This window comes from Microvirga sp. VF16, from assembly GCF_016864375.1.
In the GTDB taxonomy this organism is placed as follows: Bacteria; Pseudomonadota; Alphaproteobacteria; order Rhizobiales; family Beijerinckiaceae; genus Microvirga.
In genome coordinates this window covers 399,552-410,663 of record NZ_CP069357.1, presented here as the reverse complement: position 1 = coordinate 410,663, position 11,112 = coordinate 399,552, and the positions used below count along the sequence as shown (strand labels likewise).

General features: G+C 60.6%; 10 protein-coding genes and 1 pseudogene. 4 read left to right on the top strand and 7 right to left on the bottom strand.

The features are described from left to right. Positions 1–31: 31 nt before the first annotated feature. The 3 genes from JO965_RS41065 to cueR form a co-directional block, all read right to left on the bottom strand. On the bottom strand, positions 32–574 hold the full coding sequence (locus tag JO965_RS41065) for a FixH family protein (protein ID WP_246777216.1): 543 nt from the start codon (positions 572–574) through the stop codon (positions 32–34). A gap of 245 nt (positions 575–819) precedes the next feature. Further along, positions 820–1,374 (bottom strand): ubiquinol-cytochrome c reductase iron-sulfur subunit, encoded by a 555-nt coding sequence (gene petA / locus JO965_RS41060; protein ID WP_203446805.1) that lies wholly within the window; start codon positions 1,372–1,374, stop codon positions 820–822. Between the two features lie 846 nt (positions 1,375–2,220). Next, a complete protein-coding gene (gene cueR / locus JO965_RS41055; protein WP_203446804.1) occupies positions 2,221–2,631 on the bottom strand; it encodes a Cu(I)-responsive transcriptional regulator in 411 nt (136 codons plus the stop codon). Between the two features lie 339 nt (positions 2,632–2,970). On the opposite strand from cueR, the gene JO965_RS41050 reads away from it, so the two are divergent. Beyond that, positions 2,971–3,384 (top strand): SPW repeat protein, encoded by a 414-nt coding sequence (locus JO965_RS41050; protein ID WP_371827003.1) that lies wholly within the window; start codon positions 2,971–2,973, stop codon positions 3,382–3,384. A gap of 212 nt (positions 3,385–3,596) precedes the next feature. Here the strand turns inward: JO965_RS41050 and JO965_RS41045 are convergent, their stop codons facing one another. Together JO965_RS41045 and JO965_RS41040 are read right to left on the bottom strand one after the other, a co-directional pair. Further along, positions 3,597–4,058, bottom strand: coding sequence for a MerR family transcriptional regulator (locus JO965_RS41045; protein ID WP_203446803.1), 462 nt, complete (start codon positions 4,056–4,058; stop codon positions 3,597–3,599). Between the two features lie 527 nt (positions 4,059–4,585). Beyond that, positions 4,586–5,248, bottom strand: a complete 663-nt coding sequence (locus JO965_RS41040; protein ID WP_203446802.1) for a peroxiredoxin — start codon at positions 5,246–5,248, stop codon at positions 4,586–4,588. 779 nt (positions 5,249–6,027) lie between these two features. On the opposite strand from JO965_RS41040, the gene JO965_RS41035 reads away from it, so the two are divergent. Next, entirely contained in the window at positions 6,028–6,810 is a 783-nt protein-coding gene (locus JO965_RS41035; protein WP_203446801.1) for a Bax inhibitor-1/YccA family protein, read from the top strand. Between the two features lie 416 nt (positions 6,811–7,226). After that, on the top strand, positions 7,227–8,429 hold the full coding sequence (locus JO965_RS41030; RefSeq protein WP_246777273.1) for a family 1 glycosylhydrolase: 1,203 nt from the start codon (positions 7,227–7,229) through the stop codon (positions 8,427–8,429). 194 nt (positions 8,430–8,623) lie between these two features. On the opposite strand, the gene JO965_RS49860 is transcribed toward JO965_RS41030, so the two are convergent. Continuing rightward, the gene (locus JO965_RS49860) at positions 8,624–8,782 is read right to left on the bottom strand and encodes a hypothetical protein (protein ID WP_371827002.1); all 159 of its coding nucleotides are present in this window, start codon (positions 8,780–8,782) and stop codon (positions 8,624–8,626) included. A 76-nt stretch (positions 8,783–8,858) separates the two neighbouring features. On the opposite strand from JO965_RS49860, the pseudogene JO965_RS41025 reads away from it, so the two are divergent. Continuing rightward, a pseudogene (locus tag JO965_RS41025) lies at positions 8,859–9,626 on the top strand (DDE-type integrase/transposase/recombinase); the annotation flags it as partial. A gap of 95 nt (positions 9,627–9,721) precedes the next feature. Here JO965_RS41025 and JO965_RS41020 read toward each other — a convergent pair. Then, positions 9,722–10,942, bottom strand: coding sequence for an IS110 family transposase (locus JO965_RS41020; RefSeq protein ID WP_203447457.1), 1,221 nt, complete (start codon positions 10,940–10,942; stop codon positions 9,722–9,724). Positions 10,943–11,112: the final 170 nt, after the last annotated feature.

The following is an 11,112-nucleotide window of genomic DNA, read 5'->3' as shown; positions in this document are numbered from 1 at the left end:
GCACGGATTGTGGTCTGGGACTGGCCGGCCTTCATTCACTCACCGCTTCCAGATGGAGCCGGTTCTGGATAAAGCCCTTATCGTCTGGCAGCTTGGCGGCAAGCGTGAGCGCCCACCCGCCGGCCATGAAAAGGTCGGTCTCGAACCGGTAGTAGCCCGGAAGCGTATCCGGCAGCAGGTGGACCGGCGCCGTCATGTCAGCCATGCCATCCGGCGCCATATCGAGGCGGTTCATGAAGACGACAGCGTCGGGCAAGGTCTTCCCGGTCCGTTTGTTGACGAGCCGCACTGTGACGGTCGCTCCGCCACCCTGTTTTACCTGCCGCTCGACCAGCTGGAACTCGTAATCATCGGTGTCGCCGACACGGGCTTGAGCCGTAAACCCGAAAAAGGCCGACCGGACCTGCTCGACGAGCTGAACCTCGTAGGCTCGGACGGTGGCATTCGCCTGTGCACCAGCCGCCACTAAACCGGCTGCTAAGAACGCCACCCACCCCCGCCTCAAATTGAACATGTGCAAATCCCCCACATTGCCGGCCACCCCGATGGCCTGCCCTTTCCTGGGAGTTCGCATGATCTCTGCATTCGGTTACATGCTCACGATTACGTGAGCGGAATAATTTTAAAAACCGGAGAAGCATCGCGATAGCGACCTTGTGTGACAGTGGGAGTTACGCCGATGGCTGCTGAGAACGCACCTGACGGCATGGCCGCGCCGCTCGTGACCGAAGCGGACCTCCATCAAGCGATTGAGATCAGCTCCCGTTGGGCTTTCGCGGGTGATCGCCCGGTGTTTTGCGGACCGGCCGGAAATGACCGTTATGCTGTTACGCCAATTCTAACCTTCGTGTCTGAAACGAACACATAGGGTGGAATCGGCAGGTTAAGCGGGGCCGGACCACGGCGCACGCGCCCGGACGTGTCGAACACCGATCCATGGCAGGGACAGAACCAGCCCTCGTAAGGACCTTGATGACCGAGCGGTACGCACCCGAGATGCGTGCAGTAGCCGGAGGTGATCAGCCATTGCGCGTGGCCCTCCTTCACCCGCTCTGAGTCAAGTTGCGGGTCTATGAGCCACGCCAAATTGACATCCTGCGCCAGCGCAATCTCCTTTGGGGAGCGGTGACGCACGAAGATCAGGCGTCCCCGCCAGAACACTTTAACGATCTGCCCCTCCGCTATTGGCGTCAGATCAAGATCGACGGGAGCACCGGATGCGATGGTCTGAGCGTCTGGTCCGAGTGCAAGGATAAAGGGCCACGCGGTCATCATGGCGCCAATGGATGTGGCGGCAACGGTGGACACAAACAAAAAATCTCGCCGCGTCGGTTCGTCGCTAACGGTTACAACATCAGGTCCGCTGCGTGTCATCGTCAGCCTCCACAACAGAGCCACTTGACGAGGAAACTGGAGATTGCACCGATATGAGCTCTTGGGCCTGAAGGGTGCCATCACAAAGCTTCGCAATTACCGTGCGCGACAGACAGCGTCCTGTCGCGAATTCATCCGATTCTTGCTGCTGCACACAAGTTCGGATGGACGTCGAAGCAGGTTACATCTTCACGCTGACGTGAATTGGAGCGGACGAGGTGTGCACCCGCGCCTTTCCAGGCACGCGAGTGCATTTCGATATTCGAGCGCATGGCGTCTTCCGAGATCCTCACAATTGCGGCTTTGCGGCACGTCCAGTCTGCGGGCCGCAGGCCTCCCGCTGGCTTCGTATTGATGTAGCTCTTGCTCGTTGGCCACCCGAAGATCCATGTCGAGATGTTAAGGAGTGTCGACCCGAAGACTTGATGAGCTGCTCGGAATGATTGCGGATTCGAAGATTGATCGGCGCGCGCGGCACGTCAGCGCCGATTTGGAGGCGCGATCAGCTCCATTTGGGTCCCACCGCTTCCATAGCAATCACATGAACCATGCCTCCTAGCCCAGGGCATTGCTGCGGACATACACCCGTAGCGCAGAGGACGCTGATGAGATGTTGGTGGGTTCGTGAGGTTCTCACCGATCTCGGTAGGGGTGAAGACCGGGCTCGCATGTCTGGCCCACACAGAAGCAAGATGCCACCCGGCACAGTCGGTCCGGCTGACAGGATCCTGCTGGGCTGTTTTGAGGTGGTCTTATGGCGGCCTCTGATCAGCGACATCGGTTGCCCGAGCCCCTGCCGGAGCGTCAACTGATCTGCACCTCACTATTGAGACGGGCAAGTTCTTCCTATGAGCCCGGAGATATCCCTGTGGCCTCAGCAATATCGCTCAGAATTGGACAGTCAGGTCGCCCATCAGCATGACAATGACTTGCCAAGTTCCTCAGCACGTCGCGCATGGCAACGAGCTCGTTGATCTTGAGGTCGAGCTCAGACACGTGCCCGAGTGCAATTTGCCTCACCTCAGTGTTGGATCGGTTGCGATCCTGCCAGAGAGCAAGGAGCTGCCTCACTTCCTCGAGAGAAAATTCCAAACTCCGCGCGCGGTTTATGAAGCGGAGGGTATGGACATCCGCCTCCGTGTAGATCCGGTATCCGGCATCGGTACGCTCTGCCCGCCCGATGAGCCCGATCTCCTCGTAATAACGAATGGTTTTTGCTGGTAGACCTGAGGCATGGGCAGCCTGCCCAATGCTCATCAGGTTCTCCTGCCGCCGAGTACGCATTGGAGTGGTGGTCGATTGCTCCGACCTCCGCACCTGAAGGTGAACTACCGTGTCCGACATGACATTCGTTGCCTTTGCCTGGGAGCGTCCTTCGATTTGAGATTGGTTAACTTCCTTGCGCTTGATCCTGCCCAGTTGGAGATCAGGGCTGATGCTTCCACTCGGTCAAACCAAAAAAAGACCACTTCACCAATAAGTTAACGCCGAGCGCAGGTTTTGATTGTGGCTGCGACGGGGTGCCGCACCCTCCCAAGATTACTCCTGGCGTGGAGTTCTTGACCTTCCTGTTGCTGGAAGCCGTAGAATTATCTGATGTGGGAGGCGACCTTCCTTACTTTGGAGGTTGCGATGTATCATTATCACTGGAGAAATGGCGCTGCGCTGGACGTGGCCACCCTAGGAATTGGGGTCATGCTCTTCATTTCTCCCTGGGCGCTGAGATATACCGCAAATACCGCAGCTTCTTGGAATGCCTGGGGTCTTGGCCTTACGATTACCCTCTTGGCTCTGGCGGCCATCATCGCCTTCGAGAGGTGGGAGGAATGGATCAACTTATCTCTCGGCATCTGGGTCGTTTTGGCGCCGTGGGTGCTTGGGTTTTCGGCGGTAACCGCAGCGATGTGGACGCATCTTGTTCTCGGGGCCTTGGTCGTGGCCCTCGCCGATGATGCCCAGCGCTGGTCTGACGATTCAGAGGGGCGGTTCGATCGTCCCCCGCAAGTCTAGCCAGAGCGACCATTATCCCGCCGGGCACCTTAGCAGCCTAGAATGGAGCGGCTGTGCGAGCCACCTTTTGGTGTGCGTGCACGGCTCCGAGAAAGTGCCGTCTGACAACTCCACCCTTGCCGCCTGAGGCCCTTGAGCAGGCAGTTGCGGCCCCCAGGGAAGCTGGACCGGTCCGAGGCTGCTTCGGGCCAGATTGAAGCCTCGCAAACCTCTCAAGCGTGATGCCAATCACGAGGGCCTCTTCTCTGCCCTTGTGCAGTGGCCGTGCCACTGTTGTCTGGGCTACTACCCACGGCCAGAAATGTCGCCGCGTTTTCTGAATCCTCGCTTTCTGCAACCTGCCGCAGAAGGAGGATCAGCGTCTGCAGCGCGGACATTTTTGCTTCGAGGTCCTGAGCATACTTCATCGCACGCGTTTCTCGATCGACTCTGCGCATCCTTCCGCTCAGGAGACGGAGAAGCTCCCTACATCCGACGATCGAAATGCCGACGCTGCGCGCCAGTCGGATCAGACGAAGGGCTCGGATATCAGCGTCGCAGTAGAGCCGGTAACCGTGCGTCGTCCTCGACACTGACCGTAGCAGGCCAATGCGCTCATAGTATCGGATCATCTTCGCCGGGACGCCGGACGCAGTAGCGGCCTCGCCGATTTTGAAATGGGCCTTCTTGAGCATGAGCGCCCTCCTCTGTCTCACTTGTTGAAGGGTTCCCTTGCGGTGACCTGCATGTCGTCGTAGCGGCTGTGTTCGTGGTTCCGGGAACGAAGTCCCGCGGCTGTAGATAGACCCGCTAAACGGCACCGCTTACATTACATCGAGCGCGGACTTGTCTGTCCCAAGTTGGCCTCCAGCCCTGCTCTCCCCTGTCCCTGTCCCGGAAAGGTGACCGTGCTGAACGGGCTTCTTGGGCCCACTCCACCGAACAGCCTAGAGTTCGGATGAGATTGAAAATCCCGCCAACTGACGTCTCGTCGAGTGGCCGCAATGCAGAACATATCAGGAGCCGGGTCGACGACAACGTAGGAGCCCCAGCGCCTCACGCACGGGAGATGGAAAGCAGCCTTGCTGCGTTCATCGTTGGCCGATCCGGGACGCCTGCTTGTCTTGGCTTGGTCCGGCATGTCCGGGAGCTCCCATGTCCATCCCTGGACGCTGCCGGACGCAGCGTCATTATGACGGTGCGTCCGCTGCGGCCTGCGGTTTTAATCCTTCGGCTGCGGCACGATGCGCATATAGGGTTTCGGCGCTGTCCAGCCTTGCGGATATGTCTGTCTGGCCTCATCGTCGGACACAGAGCCGGCGATGATGACGTCCTCGCCCGGCTCCCAGTTGACCGGTGTCGCAACCTTGTGCTTCGCCGTCAGCTGGAGCGAGTCGATGACGCGCAGGACCTCGTCGAAGTTGCGGCCGGTGGTCATCGGGTAGACGAGGATGAGCTTAATCTTCTTGTCTGGCCCGATGACGAACACGTTCCGCACCGTCTGATTGTCGGCCGGGGTGCGGCCCTCCGAGGTGCCGGTCGTGCCGGCTGGCAGCATGCCGTACATCTTTGAGATCTTCAGGTCGGAATCGCCGATCATCGGATAGTTCGGCGCAAAGCCCTGCGTGTCCCTGATGTCGTCGGCCCACCTGGCATGGTTATCGACGGGATCGACGGTGAGCCCGACGATCTTGACATTGCGCTTGTCGAACTCGGGTTTGATCTTGGCCATGTAACCGAGTTCGGTCGTGCACACCGGCGTAAAGTCCTTTGGGTGCGAGAACAGCACGCACCAGGAGTCGCCGATCCAGTCATGGAAGTGGATATGGCCTTCGGTCGTCTCGGCTTCGAAGTCCGGGGCCGCATTGCCGATTTGCAGTGTCATGTCATCCTCCTTGAAATGGATCTACCGATTCCTGCCGCTCGCCAGATCACGATGAACGCCGTGTATTCCGCCTCTGCCCCCAAGATGGCCAACCAAGGGGTAGGCCGGCCGCTGCAATGTTTCGCTCCGGGCGGCTCAAATAACGGCCGCTCTGCCAGCGGCAGCTTTATGCCTCCGGAACTGTGGTCGGCGCATTTTGGTCTGCGGCGCCGGCCGCATGCTTAGAGATGAGTTCGAATGAAGGTGGGAACAAGTTACAGCATAATTTGAGCCTGAGGGCCTTAATTAGGCTGAAACCGTTGGCTCCCGAGGAGCGACCCTGCGTCTGCTGGATGTCTGCTGGCGCATTGCACCACAAGGGGGCAGCTGACGACAGGATCGGCCTCTTGCAAAGCGCCGATCGCCTCCCACCCTGACGCCCAAGCGTATGGCGCGCAGACCAGACGCCGCGAGACGAGGTTCTGGCGGCAGGTGATCTGGCAAGCCTCTCCGCACCGCGAGGGAGCTTCAGGAGGGAGGCGGACGCGCCGGATGCTCCGCCCAACTTGTTCATCTGGAAACGGCTACGCCATCGGCGACGCGGAGGCGGTGGGGGCCAACGTGACGGTTCTGCCGCGAGAGCTGCCCTAGTCACAGGTTTGTGAGCGTGTAACCACATCGCGTATCTCAGCGAACTAAGTGAATATAGGCATCAGCGCCCGAGCTCGACACCCGGGGAGATCACGCCTCGTGGTCGTCGACGCGGGCTGCTGCTCCCAACCTTCGGAAAGAGGACTCCGATGCAACCGTATGAGCAAAACCAAACCGCCTATGGCACCGGCTTGACCCGGACGGAGGCCCAGGTCGACCAGGGCCTGCGCGCCTTCATGCTCGGCGTCTACAACAACATGGTCCTGGGCCTTGCCATCTCGGCCCTGGTCGCACTCGGCGTGAACATGCTGGCCACGACGAGCGATCCGGCTGCTGCCGTCGCCCGTATCGGCAGCATCGGACTGACTCAGTTCGGCGCGACCCTCTACACCACGCCGCTGATGTGGATTGTGGCGCTGCCGCCTCTGGCGTTCATCTTCTTCGTCTCGTTCCGCATGGACCGGATGTCGGCGGCGGCGGCCCGTGGCACCTTCTTCGCCTTCGCGGCGGTGATGGGTGCTTCGCTCTCGACGCTGCTCATCCGTTACACCGGCGCGAGCGTCGTGCAGGTGTTCTTCATCACGGCGGCGTCGTTCGGGGCGCTGTCGCTGTGGGGTTACACCACGAACCGCAGCCTGTCGGGCATGGGCTCGTTCCTGATCATGGGCCTCGTCGGCCTGATCCTGGCCTCGATCGTGAACATCTTCGTCGCGTCGAGCGCGCTGCAGTTCGGCATTTCCGTGATCGGCGTTCTGATCTTCGCCGGCCTCACCGCCTACGATACGCAGAAGCTGAAGGAGATGTACCTGTACGGTAATCTCGACACCGAGGCCGCCGCCAAGGTCTCGGTGTTCGGCGCCCTGACGCTCTACCTGGACTTCATCAACATGTTGCAGTTCCTCCTCGCGCTCGTGGGCACCCGCAACGAGTAAGCGACCGTTTCGCATCGCCCGTGAACAGGCAGCAGCGCAACTGCGGACTGGACAGCTTCATGGCCGCATCAGACCTGACGCCGGAGCGTGATAGTGTCATCATCGTGGCCTCCAGTGGGTTCCTGGGGGCGCTTTCCTCAGCAGCTTGGGCCCAGTCGCGTCCTGCGCGAGTGTAGTTGTTGGCCTGGCACTCATGACCTTGAGCCTGCCTCATGCTTAATGTCGATACAGGCGCTACCCGATCCACGACCTAAACGTCGCGTGAGGCTGCGCGCAGGCTCAAGACCCGATCGTGAGAGCGCATCCCTTTCGCATGCGACTAATCGCTGCCGTTTCGAGAGGTATACATGCTCAACGAGTTCGATCAATCGCTGCTTGCGTCCGTCAGTGGCCGGTCTGGAGGCCCTCACACATTTATGTTCGCGACGGGTATCGAAAACAGCTATCCGACGATTGCCGGACCCGATGCGGGTTCGGTTCGGGTGGACGAAATGGCGAAGACGGGCCATTACGAGCGATGGCGCGACGACTTCACACTGGTGCGTGCGCTTGGCATCGACTACCTGCGATGGGGGCCTCCGTACTACCGGGTTCACGAAGGGCCCGATCGGTATCATTGGTCCTACGCTGACGAGGCGCTCGCCGAGCTTCGGCGCCTCAACATTACTCCTATCGTCGACTTGTGCCACTTCGGCGTCCCGGATTGGATCGGGGATTTTCAGAATTCGGACTGGCCCGAACTGTTCGCGGGCTATGCCGGCGCCTTCGCTGCCCGCTACCCAGAGGTGCGGTTTTACACGCCTGTCAACGAAATTTTCATCACAGCGGTCTTCTCCGGCCAGCTCGGGTGGTGGAACGAGCGCCTGACCTCAGACGAAGGCTTCGTCACTGCGCTCAAACATCTGGCTCGCGCCAATCTGCTGGCCGAGGCGGCAATCCTGAAAGCGCGCGGTCCGCAGGGCACCTACTTTATTCAAAGTGAATCAACCGAGTACTTCCACCCGGAGAAGCCGGCAGCCGATGCACGCGCCGATTTCCATAATCAGAAGCGCTTTCTCTCGCTCGACCTTTGCTACGGCGTCGACGTCCGCGCTTGCATGTACGAGTACCTCCTCGACAATGGCCTAACGCGGGAGGATTATCATTGGTTTATGCGAGCGGGGCGTGCGGTCAAACCGTTCTGTATTATGGGGAATGACTACTATATCACGAACGAACACATGGTTCCGGCCGAGGACGGACCTATCATCGCTTCGGGCGAGCTCTTTGGCTACTACATCATCACCAAGCAGTACTACGACCGCTACCATCTTCCAGTGATGCATACTGAGACCAATCTCGCAGACACCGAGCGGGCACCTGATTGGCTCAGGAAAGAATGGGCTAATATGGTGCGGCTCAGGCAAGATGGCGTGCCAATTATAGGCTTCACCTGGTACAGCCTGATCGACCAGGTTGACTGGGACACCGCCTTGCGAGAAACCAACGGGCGTGTGAACCCGCTTGGACTTTTCGACCTTGATCGCAACATTCGGCCGGTCGGAGATGCCTATCGGCAGTTGGTATCTGAGTGGCGGCACATCCTGCCGGCGGAGAGCCTGTGCCTCGGTGTCGATTAGTCCCGAAAAGGAATCTGAAAGCTGCTACACGGCTGTTCCGAGCCTATTGAGCCTTTATCTGGGCCTGCAACTGATCGTACCGGGTAGGTTCATCGCCTCCCACCTCCTCCCGCCGACCGGCTTGAGCAGGACCCCGCACTCCCTCCGCGCGCAGCCGCTCTCCTCGTCTTTGCGTCAGCAAGGCGCCATGTCGTTCAAGCCAACGGTGCAAGGCGAACCGCCAGTGGCCCGGCGTAGGTTCGCCGCCAGCAAGCGGCATTCCGACAGATGTATCGACGGATCCTGAGTTTGACCTGGACGAACCGTCCGCCAAACGGGACATCATAGGGCCGCCGTCGATGATAGCTGTGCACGACTTCAGACCGCCGCTAGATGTTTGATCCCAGGGTTTGATGGTGCATTGTTGTCCCCTGAATGGAGGGATGCGCTATGGGCCAGGTTCTCCATGGGAGCGCCACAACGACAGAGGCAGTCCGTCGAGCAATACAAAATAGTCAAGCGAGCTTGAGGGCCCTTGCCGGGCGCCACGGCATCAACCCAAAGACCGTCGCCAAATGGAAGAAGCGGGATACCACCGCAGATCGCCCGACGGGACCGAGAGCACCGCATTCAACGGTGCTCTCGGTTGCGGAAGAGGCGATCGTCATCGCCTTCCGCAAGCACACCCTGCTGCCGTTGGACGATTGCCTTTATGCCCTCCAGCCCACCATCCCGCACCTGACGCGCTCCTCCCTGCATCGCTGTCTGCAACGCCATGGCATCAGCCGCTTGCCCGAGGTGACCGGTGACAAGCCTGCCAAGAAGAAGTTCAAGAGCTATCCGATCGGCTACTTCCATATCGACATCGCCGAGGTGCACACGGAAGAAGGCAGGCTCTACCTGTGTGTGGCCATAGATCGCACGTCTAAGTTCGCCTTTGCCCAACTGCATGAGAAAGCCACAAGGCGCGTGGCGGGCGACTTCCTACGGGCGCTGATCTCGGCCGTGCCTTACAAGATCCATACGGTTCTCACCGACAACGGCACCCACTTTACCACGCCTGGCAACACCAGTTCGGCCGCCCCTCTGATCAAAGAGGCGATGGCCCGCGGCGAGATCTTCCGGGCGCATTCGTTCGAGCTCGCCTGTGCGCAGAACGACATCGATCACCGCCTGACCAAACCGCGCCATCCCTGGACGACTGATGTGATCGACAAGAGCTTTTTTGCCGCAACTGGTGTATTCTCCTCTCGCGCACGGGTGACTCTGTGGCAAAGAGCAGGGCTTGAGGTGCAAACCCTGCCGCGCAGCCTTTATTGTCGCTCCTCCTTTAGAGCGCCCGTGCGCACCTTTCCGGATCTCGGGCCACGAGGATTCCAGCCCGCCACAAACCGCGCGTAAGCAGCCTCGGCCTGCTCGACCCAGCGGCGTTCCTGATCACGATGGCTCTTGAGATTGTAGGCGTGGGCTGCTCCTTTCTGGCCGCGGGCGGCCGGGTGTCCCGCCTTGAGTTCGAGCTCACGCATCTTCTTGGCATGCAGCGCCGGGCGCGCCCAGAGATAGCTCTCACCCTTGTGCAGCAAATGCCAGATCAGGACAGCCAGCTTGCGGGCGGTTGCCACCGCCGCCACATGCTGCCCGCGCCGGCTGCTCACCCGCAGGAAGAATGCCCGCAGGGGACCAGGGGCTCGTGCTGCGGCCCAGGCGGCCTCGACCAGCATGCCGCGGGCATGCCCACGTCCCTGCTTGGTGATCCGGCCATGATGGGCTGGCCCAGGACCAGACTGACGCACACTCGGGTTCAGCCCGAGGTAGCTGACCAGCTTCTCGGGGGCCTCGAAGCGCTGGATGTCGCCAATGGCTGCCGTCAGCGCGAGCGCCACCACCATGTCGATCCCGGGAATGGTCATCAGGTGCGCGACGCTCTCGTCAGCCAGAGCGGAGCGCGCGAGATCCCGCTCGATCACCCGGAGATCGTCCGCCAACCGGTCGAATTCCCGCAGATGCCGCTCAATGGCAAAGCGTTCATCGTCCGGCAGGACCTGTTCGGACAGCCAAGCCCGTCCTTTAGGGCCACACAGATCAGCCACGGGACACGCGGGGATCAGATGAGCATGCAGGATTGACTGGATGATGTTCTTGAGCCGGGAGCGCTGACGTACAACCTGGTTGCGCCGCGTGACCTGCCGGCGCAAGGCCTGGGTCGCCTCGTCGGCGATCCAGACCTCGGGCAGGAAGCCACTGGCATAGGGCTGGGCCAGGACACCGGCGTCGATGGTGTCGGTCTTGATCTTGGCATGGGCGATCACCCGCACCTGCATGGGATTGGCAATCACGACACGCTTCACATGCAGGCGGAGCACCGCCACTACGGCGGCCGCGTTGCCGGTTGCTTCGACCACGACCACGTCAGTGCCTGATAGCGAGGCCGCGAAGGCCGTCAGCTGGTCCCGGCGCATGTCGATGCGCCCGATCCGCTTGAGCTTGCCTTCTTGCCAGGCGACCGCCTCGGCGAAGGCGCGGTGGATATCCAGTCCGATGATGCGCATGCCGGCTCCCTCCGAGCTGTGCTCGTCCAAAACGGGAGCTGGCGGGCAACACGACACCTACTGATCCGCGCTCGCAGCGCATCCGGGCAAGTCGCAAGGGGGCGGCCATGTAACGAGCTCGGGCTCTCAGCCCAACGTCTATCGGCGGCCTGCCC

Excerpts from the sequence above, each read along its gene's own strand:
- JO965_RS41030 (WP_246777273.1), top strand. The coding sequence starts at position 7,227 with ATGTTCGCGACGGGTATCGAAAACAGCTATCCGACGATTGCCGGACCC.
- JO965_RS41035 (WP_203446801.1), top strand. The coding sequence starts at position 6,028 with ATGCAACCGTATGAGCAAAACCAAACCGCCTATGGCACCGGCTTGACC.
- cueR (WP_203446804.1), bottom strand. The coding sequence starts at position 2,631 with ATGAGCATTGGGCAGGCTGCCCATGCCTCAGGTCTACCAGCAAAAACC.
- JO965_RS41065 (WP_246777216.1), bottom strand. The coding sequence starts at position 574 with ATGCGAACTCCCAGGAAAGGGCAGGCCATCGGGGTGGCCGGCAATGTG.
- JO965_RS41050 (WP_371827003.1), top strand. The coding sequence starts at position 2,971 with ATGTGGGAGGCGACCTTCCTTACTTTGGAGGTTGCGATGTATCATTAT.
- JO965_RS41045 (WP_203446803.1), bottom strand. The coding sequence starts at position 4,058 with ATGCTCAAGAAGGCCCATTTCAAAATCGGCGAGGCCGCTACTGCGTCC.
- JO965_RS41040 (WP_203446802.1), bottom strand. The coding sequence starts at position 5,248 with ATGACACTGCAAATCGGCAATGCGGCCCCGGACTTCGAAGCCGAGACG.
- petA (WP_203446805.1), bottom strand. The coding sequence starts at position 1,374 with ATGACACGCAGCGGACCTGATGTTGTAACCGTTAGCGACGAACCGACG.